Genomic DNA, 16,217 nt, shown 5'->3' on the forward strand with positions numbered 1-16,217 from the left:
GTTGTCTTGTTGCACGTTACTTGTTGACAGTATCAGGCTACCGAACATAGTATTTATTTAGCGTTCGATAGGCAACAACTAGTTCGATAATCGAACGCGAATAATTAAACCTAGGAGACACAATGAAGAACACCCTCTGCAGCGCGGTGGCGCTGACCTGCGGCCTGGCCGCTTCCGCCGCCAGCGCCCAGACCAACGTCCAGATCTACGGTATCGTCGACAGCGGCGTTGCCTACGTGACCAACGTGAACGCCGCCGGCGACAACATGTTCAAGATGCCTTCGCTGACCAGCTCCTTCCCGTCGCGCGTGGGTTTCCGCGGCACCGAGGACCTCGGCAACGGCCTGCAGGCTTTCTTCGTACTGGAAAACGGCCTGGCGATGGACACCGGCACGCAGCAACAGGGCGGGCGCCTGTTCGGGCGCCAGGCCAACGTCGGCCTGAAGGGTGCGTGGGGCAGCCTCACGCTGGGCCGCCAGCTGAACATGACCTACATTTCGCAGCTGAAGACCGACGTGCTGGGGCCGAACCTGTTCGCGATCGGCAGCATCGACGCCTACCTGCCGAACGCGCGCAGCGACAATGCGATCGGCTACATGGGCAACTTCAATGGCTTCGTGGTGGGCGCGACCTGGAGCTTCGGCCGCGACGGGTCGGCCGCCGGCGGACCGGCCGCCACCAACTGCGCGGGCGAGGTCGCGGGCAACGCCAAGGCCTGCCGCCAGTACACGACCCTGCTCGGCTACGAGACCAAGGAATGGGGCCTGAACACCTCCTACGACCGCATGTACGGCAATACCGGCGCGGCCGGCGGCCTGACCAGCAGCGCCAACACCGACACCCGCATCACCGTCAATGGCTACGTGATGCTGGGCGCGACCAAGATCGGCGGCGGCGTGATCGACCGCGACACCAAGGCAGCCCCCGGCCGCACCGAATCCGATCTCTACTACCTCGGCGTCAGCCACCCGATCGGGCTCTACACGGTCGATGCCCAGGTGGCGCGCCGCGACACCAAGAACTCGAGCTCGGACGTGAACATGCTGGTGGCGCGCCTGACCTACAGCCTGTCCAAGCGCACCGCCGTGTACGGCGCGATCGGCCGCATGGCCAACAAGGGCGCGTCGGCGGTGGCTCTCGATGCCGGCGGCAGCGTGGGCGTCGGTCTCGGCCAGAACGGCATCATGACCGGCCTGCGCCACACCTTCTGATGGGACCTCGCAAAACCTGCTGCGCGTTACATTTTCGTCCTGCGATGCTCGCTGTACCGGAGTACAGCTGCGCTTCTCGGACGAAACTGCGGCCGCTCGCGACGGTTTTTCGAGGCCCCTTGAGGTAGCGGGCCTGCCAGGTGGTCAAGGCAGCAGGACCGCGAGGTCTTGCGCGCCGCGCAGCAGCACCGGCAGGAATTCCTGCTTCATGCGGTCCACGGTGACGCGCGCGGCCTGGGCGCCGACGTTGAGGGCGGCCAGCACCTGGCCCGAGGCGCCGCGGACCGGGACCGCGATCGAGCGCAGGCCCAGCTCGAGCTCTTCGTCGATCAGCGCATAGCCGTCCTGGCGCACGCCGGCCAGCAGCTCGCGCAGGCGCTTCTGGTTCACCACGGTGTGCTCGGTCATCGGGCGCAGCTTGACGCGCGCGAAGTAGGCGTCCAGCTCGTCCGGCCGCAGGTGCGCCAGCATCACCCGTCCCAGCGAGGTGCAGTAGGCCGGCAGGCGGCTGCCGGTGTTGAGCGCGACCGACATCACGCGCGAGGCGGCCGAGCGGGCCACGTACAGCACTTCGCCGTCCTCGAGCACGGCCAGCGAACTCGATTCGCCCAGCTCGCGGGTGATGTTGTTCAGGTAGGGCTGGCTGGAAACGGTGAGCGGCGTCGACGACAGGTAGGAGTAGCCGAGCGTCAGCACCTTGGGACGCAGCGAGAAGTTGTTCAGTTCGGCGTCGACGTAGCCCAGCTGCTGCAGGGTGTACAGGCAGCGGCGCACGGCGGCGCGCGGGATCCCGGTCTTCTGGCTGATCTGGGCGATGGTCTGCGGCTTGCGCGAATCGCTGAAGGCGCGCACCACCGCGAGGCCGCGCGCCAGCGAGGTCATGAAGCTGGGGTCGGTCAGGGCATCGATCTGTTCGGCGATCGTCGGCTCGCGCTCTTCCGGCGCGGCGGATTGCGCGGTGTCGGCGGGCTGCAGGGACTTGCTTGTCGTTTTGGTCATGGTCGAATTTTAAAGTAGGGACGCTTGGACGGTGGCATCCGGTTGGTGTTTTTTCTTGACCTCCCGGCCGGCCAACCGATACACTTCAATGGACGGTAATCGATCATATGTTCGATTATCGAACAAATGAGACAGGATTTCAAGTCCGCCGGCATATCCGGCGTCCCGACAAGGTGGAAATATGATTGATAAAACATTCGAATCGCTGGAGAGGGCAGTCGCCGACATCCACGATGGCGCGACGGTGATGATCGGGGGCTTCGGCAACGCCGGCATGCCCTCCAGCCTGATCGACGCATTGATCGCGCAGGGAGCGCGCGATCTCACGATCGTCAACAACAACGCCGGCAACGGCGAAACCGGACTGGCGGCGCTGCTGAAGGCCAAGCGCGTGCGCAAGATCATCTGCTCCTTCCCGCGCCAGGCCGACTCGCATCACTTCGATGCGCTGTACCGGGCCGGCGAGATCGAGCTCGAACTCACGCCCCAGGGCAACCTGGCCGAGCGCATCCGCGCCGCCGGCGCCGGCATCGGCGGCTTCTTCACCCCGACCGGCTACGGCACCCTGCTGGCCGAGGGCAAGGAGACGCGCGTCATCAACGGCCGCAACTACGTGCTTGAATCGCCCATCCATGCGGACTTCGCCCTCATCAAGGCGCTGCGCGGCGACCGCTGGGGCAACCTCGTGTATCGCAAGACCGCGCGCAACTTCGGCCCGGTGATGGCGATGGCCGCCAAAACCACGATCGCCCAGGTGGCCGAGATCGTCCCGCTGGGCGAACTCGATCCGGAAGTGATCGTCACCCCGGGCATCTTCGTCCAGCGCGTCGTCAAGGAGGCAGCATGAGCATCAACCGATATACGCGCGACCAGATGGCCGCGCGCGTGGCCCAGGACATCCACGAAGGGGCCTACGTGAACCTCGGCATCGGCTTGCCGACCAAGGTGGCCAACTACCTGCCGGCCGACCGCGAAGTGCTGCTGCACAGCGAGAACGGCGTGCTCGGCATGGGTCCGGCCCCGGCCCCGGGCGAGGAAGACGAAGACCTGATCAACGCCGGCAAGCAGCCGGTGACCCTGCTGACGGGCGGTGCCTACTTCCATCACGCCGACTCCTTCGCGATGATGCGCGGCGGCCACCTCGACATCTGCGTGCTGGGCGCCTTCCAGGTATCGGAAAAGGGCGACCTGGCCAACTGGCATACCGGCGCGCCCGACGCGATCCCGGCGGTGGGCGGCGCGATGGACCTGGCGATCGGCGCCAAGCAGGTGTTCGTCATGATGGACCACCAGACCAAGACCGGCGAAAGCAAGATCGTGCGCAACTGCAGCTATCCGCTGACCGGCGTCGCCTGCGTCAACCGCATCTATACGGACCTCGCCGTGCTCGACGTCACCCCGCAGGGCCTGCTGGTCGCCGAGATGGCGCCGGGCCTGACTTTCGAAGAACTGCAGGCCGTCACCGACGCCCCGCTCGTGCAACCCAAACAATGAGGACTACCATGACCGACGCTTTCATTGTCGATGCCATCCGCACCCCGATCGGCCGCTACGGCGGCGCGCTGAAGGACGTGCGCGCCGACGACCTCGGCGCCATCCCGCTGCGCGAACTCATGAAACGCAATCCCGGCGTCGACTGGAGCCGCGTCGACGACGTGGTGTTCGGCTGCGCCAACCAGGCCGGCGAAGACAACCGCAACGTGGCCCGCATGTCGGCGCTGCTGGCCGGCCTGCCGCAGGAAGTCCCCGGCACCACCGTGAACCGCCTGTGCGGCTCCGGCATGGACGCGGTGGGCATCGCCGCGCGCGCCATCCGCGCCGGCGAGGCCGGCCTGATGATCGCCGGCGGCGTCGAATCGATGACGCGCGCGCCCTTCGTCATGGGCAAGGCCGACAGCGCCTTCTCGCGCAACGCGCAGATCTACGACACCACCATCGGCTGGCGCTTCCCGAACAAGCTCATGAAGCAGTTGTACGGCACCGACTCGATGCCGGAGACGGCCGAGAACGTGGCGGTCGACTACAAGGTGTCGCGCGAGGACCAGGACCGCTTCGCCCTGGCCAGCCAGCAGAAGGTCGCGCGCGCCCAGCGCGAGGGCCTGTTCGACGAAGAAATCGTGCCGGTGACGATCCCGCAGAAGAAAGGCGACCCGGTCGTCTTTGCACGCGACGAGCATCCGCGCGAGACCAGCCTGGAAGCGCTGGCCAAGCTGAAGGGCGTGGTGCATGCCGAGGGCAGCGTCACCGCCGGCAATGCATCGGGCGTGAACGACGGCGCCTGCGCGCTGCTGCTGGCCAGCGCCGACGCGGTCAAGGAATTCGGCCTGACCCCGCGCGCGCGCATCGTCGGGATGGCGACCGCCGGCGTGGCGCCGCGCGTGATGGGCATCGGCCCGGCGCCGGCCTCGAAGAAGCTGCTGGCGCGGCTCGGCATGACGATCGACCAGATCGACATCATCGAGTTGAACGAAGCCTTCGCCTCGCAGGGGCTGGCGGTGCTGCGCGAGCTGGGCGTGCGCGACGACGACCCGCGCGTGAATCCCTACGGCGGCGGCATCGCCCTCGGCCACCCGCTCGGCATGAGCGGCGCGCGCCTGGTCACGACCGCGATGTACCAGCTGCACCGCACCGGAGGACGCTATGCGCTGTGCACCATGTGCATCGGGGTGGGGCAGGGTATCGCCATGGTGATCGAGCGGGTCTGACCCCCGCTGCAGGTCCAGACAAAAAAGAAGAGTAGCAGGAGACAAGCATGGACAAGCGACACGAGAAAGACAGGGGGCAGCGATGATCGGCAACATGATCGGCGTGCTGTTCGACGGGATAGCCTATGGCAGCCTGTTGTTCCTGATTAGCGTCGGCCTTTCGGTAACGATGGGCATGATGAACTTCATTAACCTGGCCCACGGGGCCTTCGCCATGATCGGCGGCTACGTCTGCGTGACTTTGCTGTCCAGGCTGGGGCTGCCCTTCCTGGCGACCCTGCCGCTGGCCTTCCTGGCCGCGGCCGCCGTCGGCCTGGTGCTGGAGCGGACCCTGTACCGCCGCCTGTACAAGGCCAGCCACCTCGACCAGGTGCTGTTCTCGATCGGCCTGACCTTCATGGCGGTGGCCGGCGCCACCTGGCTGTTCGGCCCGACCCAGCAGCCGGTGAACCTGCCGGACTGGCTGCGCGGCCAGGTGCACGTGCTCGGGCTGGAGCTCGGCGCCTACCGCCTGTTCCTGATCGGCGTGGTGGTGCTGGTGACGGCCGCCCTGGTGCTGCTGATCGAACGTACCCGCTTCGGCGCCCAGATCCGCGCTTCGGTCGACAACCAGACCGCGGCCGCCGGCCTCGGCATCAACGTCAGCCGCGTGTTCAGCCTGACCTTCGCCCTCGGTTCCGGCCTGGCCGGCCTGGGCGGCGGGCTGGGCATCGACGTGCTGGGGCTGGACCCGAGCTTTCCGGTCAAGTACATGGTCTACTTCCTGCTGGTGGTGGCCGTCGGCGGCGCCGGTTCGATCAAGGGACCGCTGATCGCCGCCCTGATCCTGGGCGTGTTCGACGTCGCCGGCAAGTACTACGTGCCGGAAGTCGGCGCCTTCGTCATCTATACGCTGATGGTGGTGCTGCTGATCCTGTTCCCCTTCGGCCTGGTGAGGAGGAAGGCATGAGCGCCCCCGTCGACACCAAGTTCGCTTCCCCCGCCGAGCCGGCCGCAACAAGCGCGCCGGCCGCTGCACGGCGCCTGGCGCGCCTGCCCAACGACCGCTGGAAGCCGCTCGAGATTGTGTTCTGGCTGCTGCCGGTCGCGTCGTTCTTCCTGTTCCCCGACCACCTGGTGCTGGTCAGCCAGGTCATGATCGTCGGCCTGTTCGCGTTGTCGCTCGACCTGGTGCTGGGCTATGCCGGCGTGCTCTCGCTCGGCCACGCCGCCTTCTTCGGCCTGGGCGCCTACACCGCCGGCCTGCTGTCGGTGCACGGCTGGGGCGAACCGGTGTCCAGCCTGGCCGCCGCCGCCCTGGTGGCCGGCGCGGCCGGCTACATCGTCAGCTTCCTGGTGGTGCGCGGCCAGGACCTGGCGCGCCTGATGGTCACCCTCGGCGTCGGCCTGATGCTGTTCGAGGCGGCCAACAAGGCGGCCTTCCTTACCGGCGGCGTCGATGGCCTCTCGGGCATGGCGATGAAGCCGCTGTTCGGCGCCTTCGAGTTCGACCTGTACGGCAAGACCGCCTTCTGGTACAGCCTGGGCGTGCTGTTCCTGCTGTTCGTGCTGCTGCGCCGCCTGGTCAATTCGCCCTTCGGGCTGTCGCTGCGCGGGATCCGCGAAGGCGGCCGCCGCATGCCGGCGATCGGCGCCAACGTCGAGCGCCGCCTGAAGGCCGCGTTCACCATCGGCGCCGCGATCGCCGGCGTGGCCGGGGCGCTGCTGGCCCAGACCACCCAGTTCGTCGGCCTCGACTCGCTCGGCTTCCCGCGCTCGGCGGAACTGCTGATCATGCTGGTGCTGGGCGGTACCGGCCGCCTGTACGGCGCGCTGGTCGGCGCGGCCGTGTTCATGGTCGCCCAAGACTATATTTCCGGCCTCGACCCCGCCTACTGGCAGTTCTATATCGGCCTGTTGCTGGTGCTGATCGTGCTGTTCGCGCGCGGCGGCATCCTGGGCGGCCTGGAAAAGCTGGCCCAGCGTTTCAGGCCGGCCGCGCGCAAGGAGCAAGCATGAGGGACACGAACATGAACGACCGGACCCTGCGCACCGAAGCGCTGTCCAAGCAATGGGGCGCCTTCAAGGCCAATACCGACGTCTCGCTGAGCTTCGCGCCCGGCGCGCGCCATGCGCTGATCGGGCCGAACGGCGCCGGCAAGACCACCTTCATCAACCTGTTGACCGGCGCCTTCCTGCCGAGCGGCGGCAAGGTATGGCTGGGCGGGCACGACATCACGACCCTGCCGCAGCACGAGCGCGTCAAGCTGGGGATGACCCGTACCTTCCAGATCAACACCCTGTTCGCCGGCATGACGGTGCTGGAGTCGGTGGCGCTGGCGATCTGCGAGCGCCGCGGCCTGCAGAAGGTCTGGTGGAAGACTGTCGAGAAGCATGCGGACGTGGTCGACGAGGCGATGGCGCTGCTGGCCACGCTCAAGCTGACCGACGAGGCCAACAGCATCACCCGCAGCATGGCCTACGGCAAGCAGCGCCTGGTCGAGATCGCGCTGGCGCTCGCCACCAAGCCCTCGATCCTGCTGCTGGACGAACCGGCGGCCGGGATCCCGCAGGCCGAGAGCCGCGAACTGTTCGAGGTGATCGCCCAGCTGCCGCGCGAGGTCACGATCCTGTTCATCGAACACGACATGGGACTGGTGTTCCGCTTCGCCGAGCGCATCACGGTGCTGGTGGGCGGCAGCGTGCTGACCGAGGGCACGCCGGCGGAGATCGCGGCCGATCCGCGCGTCAAGGAAGTCTACCTGGGGGAGGCCGAACATGCCTGAACTGCTCGCATTCGACGGCGTGAGCGCCGGCTACGGCGAATCGATCGTGCTGGAAGAGGTGTCGTTTTCGATGGAGGAGGGCGCCAGCTTGGCGCTGCTGGGCCGTAACGGCGTCGGCAAGACCAGCCTGCTGGTCACGCTGATGGGACTGACGCGCATGCACAAGGGCTCGGTGCGCTGGGACGGCCGCGACCTGGCGCGCATGCCGACCCACCTGCGCTCGCGCTCGGGCCTCGGCTGGGTGCCGCAGGAACGCCACATGTTCCCCTCGCTGACGGTGGAGGAGCACCTGACCGTGGTCGCGCGGCCGGGCCGCTGGACCCTGGAGCGCATCTACGAGATCTTCCCGCGCCTGCGCGAGCGCCGTGCCAACATGGGCAACCAGCTCTCGGGCGGCGAGCAGCAGATGGTGGCGATCGCACGCGCGCTGATGACCAATCCGCGCATCCTGCTGCTCGACGAGCCGATGGAGGGCCTGGCGCCGATCATCGTGCAGGAACTGGTGCGCGTGATCCGGCGCCTGATCGCCGACGAAGGCATGTCGGTGATCGTGGTCGAGCAGCATGCGCGCCTGGCGCTGTCGCTGACCGCGCGCGCCATCGTGCTGGACCGCGGCCGCATCGTCCACGATTCCGACAGCGCCAGCCTGCTGGCCGACGGCGACAAACTCGACCGCCTGGTGGCGGTGGCGTAAGCCGCCGTCGCCGTAGGGTGGGCACCCCGTGCCCACGCATGACGCACGCAGCAATCACAAAATAAATTAGGAGATGACACCGATGAAGCAAATCCCCACCCGCCGCACCATCGTCCTCGGCGCCGCCATGCTGGCCGCCGGACTCGCAACCGGCAGCGCCCACGCCGCCGAACCGCTGAAGGTCGGCCTGATCGTGCCGATGTCCGGGCCCTTCGCCTCGACCGGGCGCCAGGTCGACGCCGCCGTCAAGCTTTTCATGCAGCAGAACGGCGCCACGGTGGCGGGACGCGAGGTGCAGATCATCCTGAAGGACGACGGCGGCGTCTCGCCCGACGTCACCAAGCGCCTGGCCCAGGAACTGGTGGCGCGCGACAAGGTGCAGGTGCTGGCCGGCTTCGGCCTGACCCCGCTGGCCTTCGCCGCCGCGCCGATCGCGACCCAGGCCAAGGTGCCGATGATCGTGATGAACGCGGCCACTTCGGTGATTCCCCAGCGTTCGCCCTACATCGTGCGCACCGGCTTCACGCTGGCCCAGGTGACCGCGCCGATGGCCCAGTGGGCGGCGAAGAACGGGATCAAGTCGGTGGTGACCTTCGTGGCCGACTACGGCCCCGGCATCGATGCCGAGAAGGTGTTCGTGAAGGACTTCGGCAAGGCCGGCGGCAAGGTCCTGGCCTCGCTGCGCGCACCGCTGCGCAATCCCGACTACGCGCCCTTCCTGGCGCGCGTGAAGGATGCGAAGCCGGACGCCGTGTTCGTGTTCGTGCCTTCGGGCGAGGGCGCGGCGGTGCTGAAGCAGTTCACCGACCGCGGCCTGGCCGCCGCCGGCATCCGCCTGATCGCCACCGGCGACGTGCTCGACGACGACCTGATGCCCTCGATCGGCAATGCCGCCCTGGGCGTGGTCAGCAGCCATCACTATTCGGCGGCCCATCCCTCGCCGGAGAACCAGGCCTTCGTCGCGGCCTTCACCAGGGCGAACAAGGACATGCGGCCGAACTTCCACGCGGTCGGCGCCTACGACGGCATGCAGCTGCTGTACGCGGCCCTGAAGAAAACCGGCGGCAACAGCGACGGTCCGAAGCTGCTGGAAGCGATGAAGGGCCAGTCCTGGACCAGCGTGCGCGGACCGGTCAGCATCGATCCGGCCACCCGCGACATCGTGCAGAACGTCTACATCCGCAAGGCCGAACAGGTGAACGGCGGCGTCTACAACGTCGAATTCGACAAGGTCGAGAAGTTCAAGGACCCGGGAGTGGACTGAGCGGTGCGCGGCTCTGCTCGTTGTTCCCCTTGACCAGCTTTTCCAGCAGGCCCATGAACTGGGCCTGCTCGGGTGGCGACAGCGGCGCGAGCAGGCGCTGGCGCAGGCGCTGGGCGCCGGCTTCCAGCGCCCCCAGCAGGCGCGCACCCTCGGGGGTGATGGTCAGCGCCCGCTGGCGCCGGTTGTGCGGGATCACCTTGCGCTCGAGCAGGCCTTTTTCCTCGAGCCGGGCGCACACCGTCGCTCCGGTCGAGGTGTCGATCGCGGCCAGTCCGGCCAGCGACACCTGGTCGATGCCCGGATGGCTGGCCAGCCGGCTCAGGATCGCATACTGCACCGGGGTCAGTTCGGCCCCCATTTCATCGTAGAAAATCGAGACCGAGATCTGCTGGGCGCGGCGCAGCAGGTGGCCCGGGTGTTCGTAGAGGTCGAGCGGTGCGGGCTGGGATGTCGCTGCGTTGTCGGTCGGCATGTGGTCGTCGGCTCTGGTGCAACGCACCATCAAAATAATCGTGGATCGTAGTTTACTTCGTCGTGCAAACGGGTGATACTTTTTAAACATTCAGTGCACTGAATATTAAACCAAAGGAGACAAGGATGTATCCCAAAAACGCCTGGTACGTGGCCTGCACCCCTGACGAAATCGACGGCAAGCCGCTGGGCCGCCAGATCTGCGGCGAAAAGATCGTGTTCTATCGCGGCAAGGAAGGCAAGGTCGCCGCGGTCGAGGATTTCTGCCCGCACCGCGGCGCCCCGCTGTCGCTGGGCTTCGTCCGCGACGGCAACCTGGTGTGCGGCTACCACGGCCTGGAGATGGGCTGCGAGGGCAAGGCGATCAGCATGCCTGGCCAGCGGGTGCGCGGCTTTCCCTGCATCCGCAGCTACGCGGTCGAGGAGCGCTACGGCTTCATCTGGGTCTGGCCGGGCGAGAAGGAGAAGGCCGATCCGGCCGCCATCCACCACCTGGAATGGGCCGGGAATCCCGAATGGGCCTATGGCGGCGGCCTGTACCACATCAACTGCGACTACCGCCTGATGGTCGATAACCTGATGGACCTGACCCACGAGACCTATGTGCACGCGTCCAGCATCGGCCAGAAGGAGATCGACGAGGCGCCGGTGAACACGAAGGCCGAGGGCGAGCAGGTGGTGACCAGCCGCTTCATGGAAAACATCATGCCGCCGCCGTTCTGGCAGGCGGCCCTGCGCGGCAACGGCCTGGCCGACGACGTCCCGGTCGACCGCTGGCAGATCTGCCGCTTCAACGCGCCCAGCCACGTGATGATCGAGGTCGGGGTCGCGCATGCGGGCAAGGGCGGTTACCACGCCGACGCGGCGCACAAGGCGTCCAGCATCGTGGTCGACTTCATCACGCCGGAAACCGAGACCTCGCACTGGTACTTCTGGGGCATGGCGCGCAACTTCAATCCGCAGGACGAAGCGCTGACCCGCACCATCCGCGAAGGCCAGGGCAAGATCTTCAGCGAAGACCGCGAGATGCTCGAGCTGCAGCAGCAGAACATCCTGCGCCATCCGGAACGCAGGCTGCTGATGCTGAACATCGACGCCGGCGGCGTGCAGTCGCGCCGCATCATCGACCAGTGGCTGGCGCGCGAGCGGCAGGGCCAGGCGGCTGGGGAGGCGGCGGCATGAGCAGCTTCGACGTGCGCGTGGCGCGCAAGACCAGCGAGGCCGACGGCATCTGCAGCTACGAGCTGGTGCGCCTGGACGGCGCCCCGCTGCCGCCCTTCGAGGCCGGCGCCCACATCGACGTGCACCTGGGGGACAAGCTGGTGCGCCAGTACTCGCTGTGCAATCCGCCCGGCGAGACCCACCGCTACCTGATCGGGGTGCTGCGCGACGCCGCCTCGCGCGGCGGCTCCCAGGCCATGCACGACCATATCGAGACCGGCTCGGTACTGAGCATCAGCGCGCCGAAGAACCACTTCCCGCTGGTCGAGGCGCAGCGCTCGCTGCTGTTTGCCGGCGGGATCGGCATCACCCCGATCCTGGCGATGGCCGAGACCCTGGCCGCCCGCGGCGCGGCCTTCGAGATGCACTACAGCGCGCGTTCGCCGGAACGCGCCGCCTTCAAGGAGCGCCTCGCCGCCTCGCACCTGGCCCGGCAGGTGCACTTCCACTACGACAGCGGCGACGCGGCCCAGAAGCTGGACCTGGACGCCCTGCTGGCCAGGCCGGATGCGGGCACCCACCTGTACGTCTGCGGTCCGCAGGGCTTCATCGAGCACGTGCTGGGCGCTGCCCGTGCGCTCGGCTGGCCGGCCGGGCGCCTGCACGTCGAGTACTTCGGCGCGGCGGCGGTGGCCACCTCCGGCGACCAGGCTTTCGAGGTGAAGCTGGCCTCGGACGGCAGGATCGTCACGGTCCCGGCCGGCGTCACGGTGCTCAAGGCGCTGGAGGCCGATGGCATCGAGATTCCGTATTCCTGCGAGGAGGGGGTGTGCGGCACCTGCCTGACGCGGGTGCTGGAGGGCGTGCCCGAGCACCGCGACATGTACCTGACCGAAGAGGAACAGGCCGCGAACGACCAGTTCACGCCCTGCTGTTCGCGGGCGAAGACGCCTTTGCTGGTTCTCGACCTGTAGGCTCACGTAGGGTGGGCACGGGGTGCCCACCCTACGCGTTACAGCGATGCGACGAATTCGACGACCGCCGCATTGAAGGCCGCCGGCTGCTCCACCGCGCTCAGGTGCGACGCCTGCTGCAGCACGGTCAGCGCGGCGTTCGGGATGCCCTCGGCCAGCACCTGCGCCATCGCCACCGGCGTGCCCTGGTCCAGCTCACCCGCGATCACCAGCGCCGGCACGCCGATCTGCCCGAGCCGCGCGGTAGTGTCGACCTGGCCGACCGCATTGCAGCAGCCGACGTAGCCCAGGGCGTCGGTCGTTACCAGGCGGCGGCGGAAGCGCACCACCGTGCCGGCCTTGCGCGCGCGGAAATCCTCGTGGAAGTAGCGCGCCATGACGGCATCGGCGATCGCCTCGATGCCCTGTTCGCGCACGGTGGCGATGCGCTGCTCCCAGACCTCGCGCGCCGCCTGCGGATAGGCGCTGGTGGTATTCGCCAGCACCAGCGCACGGACCAGCGCAGGGTGGCGCAGGGCCAGCTCCTGGCCGACCATGCCGCCCATCGACAGCCCGACCCAGACCACCGGGCCGGTGTCGAGCTCGCGCAGCAGGCGGGCGGCGTCGTCCGCCAGTTCTGCCATCGAATACAGGCCGGCGCCGGCGTCCGAGCTGCCGTGGCCGCGGTGCTCGTAGGCGATCACGCGGCAGTCGCGCGCCAGCAGGGTGGCCAGGCCGTCCCACATCGTCAGGTCGCAGCCCAGCGCATGGCTCAGCACCACGGTATGGCGCGGCGCCTTGCCGCTCGCCGGTTCGCGCACGCTGTAGTGCAGGGCCGGGCTGCTGGCGGTGCGGCCTTCGCGGCCGGCGCCCGAATGCGTGGCCGCGCCGGGCGCCGCCGGCTCCAGCACGTAGCCGATCTGGTCCGCCACCTCGTGCAGGATCGCCAGCGCGTGCGTGAAGCCCGTGTTGGCGGCGGGGACGCCGGCGTAGATGGCCGACTGCATCAGGATTTCCTTGAGCTCGTCCGGCGTGAGGCCGCTGCCGTCCTCGCTCAGCAGGGCGGCGCGCACGTGCAGGTCGAATTCCTCCCAGCGGCCGAGCGCCACCGTGATCGACAGGACCATCGCGCGCCGGGTCTTGTGGCCCAGGCCGGGACGGCCCCAGATCTCGTGCCAGGCGAAGCGGGTGATGAAGTTCTGGAAGTCGGCGGTGAAGCCGGTCGCCTTGTTCAGGGAACGGTCGACCCAGGCGTCGCCGAGGACGTTGCGGCGGTTCTGCAGGCCGCGTTCGAAATCGTGGTCAATCGGATCGAAACTCATGGGGATGGCTCATTCGTGAAGGGGTGGGTGGCGTCCAGCCTGCCCATGGACAGGCGCAGTCCGTGCAGCTGGGACTCGGCCAGGCGGCGCGCCGGTTCGGCGGCGGCCACCGGGTCGAACAGGCCGGCGAGCCGGGCCGGGTCGACATGGGCGGCCAGTCCGGGATCGGCGGCGACGGCGTCCTGCACCAGGCGCTGGAGCCCGTGCGGACCGGCGGCGGCGCGCCCGCTGAGCGCTTCCAGCAGCGCGTGCGCCTTCGGCCGGCCGATGGCGCCGGCCAGGTAGCTCGACACCGCCTCGGCGAACACCAGGCCGTGCAGCGCGTGGATGTTGTGGAGCATGCGCTCGCGGTCGACCGCCAGGCCGGCGAAGGCTTCGTTCAGTGCGCCGAGGGCGCCGTGGACCGACAGGAAGACCGGCGGCCATTCGGCCAGCTCGGCCTGCCAGTTGCCGAGGCCGCGTTCGTGCTGCTGGTCCATGCAGGCCAGCAGGGCCGCCGCATGCTGGGGCGTGCGGCGCGCCGCCGCCAGCGCGATCATGGTGGAGACGGGATTGCGCTTGTGCGGCATGGCGGACGAGCCGCCGCGGCCATTCCCGGAAGGCTCGGCCAGCTCGCCGACCTCGCCCTGGGCCATCAGCCCGAGGTCGGTGGCGAGCTTGCCCAGGCTGCCGCCCAGCACCGCCACTTCCAGGCCCAGGCGGACCCACTCGTCGCGCTGGGTATGCCAGGCGGCGTCCGCGGTCTGCAGGCGCAGCGCAGCGGCGACCCGCGCCGCCACCGCCGGGCCATGCTCGCCCATCACGGCCAGCGTGCCCACCGCGCCGCCCAGCTGCAGGCGCAGCGCACGCGCGGCCGCCTCGCGCACCCGCTCGCGCGCCCGCACCAGCGGCGCCAGCCAGCCGGTGGCCTTGAAGCCCAGGCTGGTCACCTGGGCCGGCTGCATCAGCGTGCGCGCCAGCACCGGGGTGGACAGGTGCTCTTCGGCCAGGCGCAGCAGGTGGCCGGCGAGTTCGCCCAGGCCCGCGTCGAGCAGGCGCAGGGCTTCCCGCGTGACCAGCACCATGCCGGTGTCGATCACGTCCTGGCTGGTGCTGCCCCAGTGCACGTGGCGCGCCGCTTCCTCGTCGTACAGCGCCACCGTCTTCTGCAGCTCCTTCACCAGCGGAATCGCCAGGCTGCCGGCGCGCCGGCCGGCGCGGACCAGGGCCGGGATGTCGTACAGCTGCGCCTTGCAGACGCTGCCGATGGCGGCGGCCGCGGCCGGCGGCACCAGGCCCTCCGCGGCCTGGGCGCCGGCCAGCGCGGCCTCGAAGTCCAGCATGGCCTGCACCACCGCCGCGTCGTCGAAGGCGGCGACCATGTCGGGCGTGGTCAGAAAACTGTCGAAGATCGATACACTCACTGGCGCTCCCGTCGCTGCTTATACATAGTCGAAGAAGGCGGTCTCTTTGTCGCCCTGCATCCGGATATCCCAATGGTACTGGCCTTCGCCGGTTTTGCGCGCAAGGAGCGTGGCGCGGCGCGCTTCCGGCACCTGGCTGAGGATGGCGGAACGCGACAGGCCGTCCGCGTCTTCGAGGAAGACGGCGGTGAACTGGTGCTTGACCAGGCCGCGTGCGAACACGGTGACGTAGGCCAGCGGCTCGCCCGGCACGGCGTCCTGCGGCGCGGCGACGCGCATGCTGAACTCGCCGTCGGCGCCGCTCGGCACGCGCCGGAAGCCCGGGATCAGGTGCTCGGCTTCGCGCGCGGCGGCGTCCGGCGTCCAGGCTTCGATCTGGGCGTCGTTGATCGGGTTGCCGTCGCCGTCGTAGATGATGCCGCTGACCAGGACCGTGGGGCCGCTGGTCTTCAGGTTGGCGGGCGTGCAGGCATCGGCGGCCCATTGCCAGGCTTCGTGCGAGAACGGGCCGACGGTCTGGGAAGTCGTGATTTTGCTCATGTGGTTCTCCTTACAGGCCCATCGGGGTGGCGTCGCGTCCGCGCAGGACGATATCGAATTCGTAGCCCAGCATCTCGGCGCCGACCGTGTGCTCGAGACTGAAGCGCGAGACCAGCCGCTGGCGCGCCGCCTCGTCCGGCACGCTCTGGAAGATCGGGTCGTAGTCGAACAGCGGATCGCTGGGGAAGTACATCTGGGTCACCAGGCGCTGCGCGTACACGTTCCCGAACAGCGAGAAGTGGATGTGGGCCGGGCGCCAGGCCTTGTCGTGGTTGCCCCAGGGGTAGGGGCCGGGCTTGATGGTGACGAAGCGGTAGCGGCCGTCGTCGTCGGTCAGCATCTTGCCGAGGCCGTGGAAGTTCGGGTCGAGCGGCGCCGCGTGCTGGTCCTTGCTGTGCCAGTAGCGGCCGGCGGAATTGGCCTGCCAGACTTCGAGCAGCGAGTTGCGCACGGGCTTGCCGTCCTCGTCGACCACGCGGCCGGTGACCACGATCTTCTCGCCCAGCGGCTCGCCCTGGCCGTGGACGGTCAGGTCGGCGTCGTTCGGCAGCAGGATGTGGGGACCGGCGACGATGTTGCGGGTGACCGGCGCCGGGGCCTCGATGCGCAGCATGGGCTGGAGCGGGCCGCGCTTGACGGTCGATTTGTAGGCGGGGTAGACGAGTTCCGGGTAGACGCCCGGCTCGATGGCATCGAATTTCACAGCATGTCTCCTTGGTGACGATGTGG

At 68.5% G+C, this 16,217-nt stretch carries 17 protein-coding genes; 11 read left to right on the forward strand and 6 right to left on the reverse strand.

Features of this window, described 5'->3' with window-relative positions; genetic code table 11:
* The first annotated feature begins 122 nt into the window (after positions 1-122).
* Positions 123-1,211, forward strand: coding sequence for a porin (locus tag AM586_RS25885; protein ID WP_047822458.1), 1,089 nt, complete (start codon positions 123-125; stop codon positions 1,209-1,211).
* Positions 1,212-1,355: 144 nt separating this feature from the next.
* Here the strand turns inward: AM586_RS25885 and AM586_RS25890 are convergent, their stop codons facing one another.
* Entirely contained in the window at positions 1,356-2,210 is an 855-nt protein-coding gene (locus tag AM586_RS25890) for an IclR family transcriptional regulator C-terminal domain-containing protein (protein WP_047822460.1), read from the reverse strand.
* A gap of 181 nt (positions 2,211-2,391) precedes the next feature.
* On the opposite strand from AM586_RS25890, the gene AM586_RS25895 reads away from it, so the two are divergent.
* From AM586_RS25895 to AM586_RS25930, 8 genes are all read left to right on the forward strand, one after another.
* Positions 2,392-3,057 carry a 3-oxoacid CoA-transferase subunit A gene (locus tag AM586_RS25895; RefSeq protein ID WP_047822463.1) on the forward strand — a complete coding sequence of 222 codons (666 nt, stop codon included), beginning with the start codon at positions 2,392-2,394 and terminating at the stop codon, positions 3,055-3,057.
* Positions 3,058-3,059: 2 nt separating this feature from the next.
* A complete protein-coding gene (locus tag AM586_RS25900; RefSeq protein ID WP_047822690.1) occupies positions 3,060-3,704 on the forward strand; it encodes a CoA transferase subunit B in 645 nt (214 codons plus the stop codon).
* 8 nt (positions 3,705-3,712) lie between these two features.
* Positions 3,713-4,915, forward strand: coding sequence for a 3-oxoadipyl-CoA thiolase (gene pcaF / locus AM586_RS25905; RefSeq protein WP_047822465.1), 1,203 nt, complete (start codon positions 3,713-3,715; stop codon positions 4,913-4,915).
* Positions 4,916-4,997: 82 nt separating this feature from the next.
* The gene (locus AM586_RS25910) at positions 4,998-5,864 is read left to right on the forward strand and encodes a branched-chain amino acid ABC transporter permease (protein WP_047822467.1); all 867 of its coding nucleotides are present in this window, start codon (positions 4,998-5,000) and stop codon (positions 5,862-5,864) included.
* The gene (locus AM586_RS25915; protein WP_047822469.1) at positions 5,861-6,913 is read left to right on the forward strand and encodes a branched-chain amino acid ABC transporter permease; all 1,053 of its coding nucleotides are present in this window, start codon (positions 5,861-5,863) and stop codon (positions 6,911-6,913) included. The genes AM586_RS25910 and AM586_RS25915 overlap by 4 nt, the downstream gene beginning before the upstream one ends.
* Positions 6,910-7,680, forward strand: coding sequence for an ABC transporter ATP-binding protein (locus AM586_RS25920; protein WP_047822470.1), 771 nt, complete (start codon positions 6,910-6,912; stop codon positions 7,678-7,680). Before AM586_RS25915 ends, AM586_RS25920 begins: the two co-directional genes overlap by 4 nt.
* Entirely contained in the window at positions 7,673-8,374 is a 702-nt protein-coding gene (locus tag AM586_RS25925) for an ABC transporter ATP-binding protein (RefSeq protein ID WP_047822472.1), read from the forward strand. The genes AM586_RS25920 and AM586_RS25925 overlap by 8 nt, the downstream gene beginning before the upstream one ends.
* An 82-nt stretch (positions 8,375-8,456) precedes the next feature.
* Positions 8,457-9,638: an ABC transporter substrate-binding protein gene (locus AM586_RS25930; RefSeq protein ID WP_229411047.1), complete on the forward strand. Its 1,182-nt coding sequence runs from the start codon at positions 8,457-8,459 to the stop codon at positions 9,636-9,638.
* On the opposite strand, the gene AM586_RS25935 is transcribed toward AM586_RS25930, so the two are convergent.
* Entirely contained in the window at positions 9,616-10,110 is a 495-nt protein-coding gene (locus AM586_RS25935; RefSeq protein ID WP_047822476.1) for a MarR family winged helix-turn-helix transcriptional regulator, read from the reverse strand. The genes AM586_RS25930 and AM586_RS25935 overlap by 23 nt on opposite strands.
* Positions 10,111-10,235: 125 nt before the next feature.
* On the opposite strand from AM586_RS25935, the gene AM586_RS25940 reads away from it, so the two are divergent.
* Positions 10,236-11,291: an aromatic ring-hydroxylating dioxygenase subunit alpha gene (locus tag AM586_RS25940; protein ID WP_047822478.1), complete on the forward strand. Its 1,056-nt coding sequence runs from the start codon at positions 10,236-10,238 to the stop codon at positions 11,289-11,291.
* Entirely contained in the window at positions 11,288-12,244 is a 957-nt protein-coding gene (locus AM586_RS25945) for a PDR/VanB family oxidoreductase (RefSeq protein WP_047822480.1), read from the forward strand. Before AM586_RS25940 ends, AM586_RS25945 begins: the two co-directional genes overlap by 4 nt.
* 38 nt (positions 12,245-12,282) lie before the next feature.
* On the opposite strand, the gene AM586_RS25950 is transcribed toward AM586_RS25945, so the two are convergent.
* Genes AM586_RS25950 through pcaH form a run of 4 tightly spaced genes read right to left on the reverse strand, consistent with a single transcriptional unit; the run spans position 12,283 to position 16,191 of the window.
* Entirely contained in the window at positions 12,283-13,545 is a 1,263-nt protein-coding gene (locus tag AM586_RS25950) for an alpha/beta fold hydrolase (protein ID WP_047822482.1), read from the reverse strand.
* Positions 13,542-14,948: a 3-carboxy-cis,cis-muconate cycloisomerase gene (gene pcaB / locus AM586_RS25955; protein WP_047822483.1), complete on the reverse strand. Its 1,407-nt coding sequence runs from the start codon at positions 14,946-14,948 to the stop codon at positions 13,542-13,544. Before pcaB ends, AM586_RS25950 begins: the two co-directional genes overlap by 4 nt.
* A gap of 18 nt (positions 14,949-14,966) precedes the next feature.
* The gene (locus AM586_RS25960) at positions 14,967-15,488 is read right to left on the reverse strand and encodes a protocatechuate 3,4-dioxygenase (protein WP_047822486.1); all 522 of its coding nucleotides are present in this window, start codon (positions 15,486-15,488) and stop codon (positions 14,967-14,969) included.
* A 10-nt stretch (positions 15,489-15,498) separates the two neighbouring features.
* Positions 15,499-16,191 (reverse strand): protocatechuate 3,4-dioxygenase subunit beta, encoded by a 693-nt coding sequence (pcaH, locus tag AM586_RS25965; protein ID WP_047822488.1) that lies wholly within the window; start codon positions 16,189-16,191, stop codon positions 15,499-15,501.
* Positions 16,192-16,217 lie beyond the last annotated feature (26 nt).

The sequence above is a fragment of the Massilia sp. WG5 genome (assembly GCF_001412595.2).
Taxonomy (GTDB): Bacteria; Pseudomonadota; Gammaproteobacteria; order Burkholderiales; family Burkholderiaceae_D; genus Telluria.

Excerpts from the sequence above, each read along its gene's own strand:
- AM586_RS25890 (WP_047822460.1), bottom strand. The coding sequence starts at position 2,210 with ATGACCAAAACGACAAGCAAGTCCCTGCAGCCCGCCGACACCGCGCAA.
- AM586_RS25895 (WP_047822463.1), top strand. The coding sequence starts at position 2,392 with ATGATTGATAAAACATTCGAATCGCTGGAGAGGGCAGTCGCCGACATC.
- AM586_RS25915 (WP_047822469.1), top strand. The coding sequence starts at position 5,861 with ATGAGCGCCCCCGTCGACACCAAGTTCGCTTCCCCCGCCGAGCCGGCC.
- pcaF (WP_047822465.1), top strand. The coding sequence starts at position 3,713 with ATGACCGACGCTTTCATTGTCGATGCCATCCGCACCCCGATCGGCCGC.
- AM586_RS25885 (WP_047822458.1), top strand. The coding sequence starts at position 123 with ATGAAGAACACCCTCTGCAGCGCGGTGGCGCTGACCTGCGGCCTGGCC.
- AM586_RS25930 (WP_229411047.1), top strand. The coding sequence starts at position 8,457 with ATGAAGCAAATCCCCACCCGCCGCACCATCGTCCTCGGCGCCGCCATG.
- AM586_RS25945 (WP_047822480.1), top strand. The coding sequence starts at position 11,288 with ATGAGCAGCTTCGACGTGCGCGTGGCGCGCAAGACCAGCGAGGCCGAC.
- AM586_RS25925 (WP_047822472.1), top strand. The coding sequence starts at position 7,673 with ATGCCTGAACTGCTCGCATTCGACGGCGTGAGCGCCGGCTACGGCGAA.
- AM586_RS25960 (WP_047822486.1), bottom strand. The coding sequence starts at position 15,488 with ATGAGCAAAATCACGACTTCCCAGACCGTCGGCCCGTTCTCGCACGAA.
- AM586_RS25940 (WP_047822478.1), top strand. The coding sequence starts at position 10,236 with ATGTATCCCAAAAACGCCTGGTACGTGGCCTGCACCCCTGACGAAATC.
- AM586_RS25920 (WP_047822470.1), top strand. The coding sequence starts at position 6,910 with ATGAGGGACACGAACATGAACGACCGGACCCTGCGCACCGAAGCGCTG.
- AM586_RS25910 (WP_047822467.1), top strand. The coding sequence starts at position 4,998 with ATGATCGGCAACATGATCGGCGTGCTGTTCGACGGGATAGCCTATGGC.
- AM586_RS25950 (WP_047822482.1), bottom strand. The coding sequence starts at position 13,545 with ATGAGTTTCGATCCGATTGACCACGATTTCGAACGCGGCCTGCAGAAC.
- AM586_RS25935 (WP_047822476.1), bottom strand. The coding sequence starts at position 10,110 with ATGCCGACCGACAACGCAGCGACATCCCAGCCCGCACCGCTCGACCTC.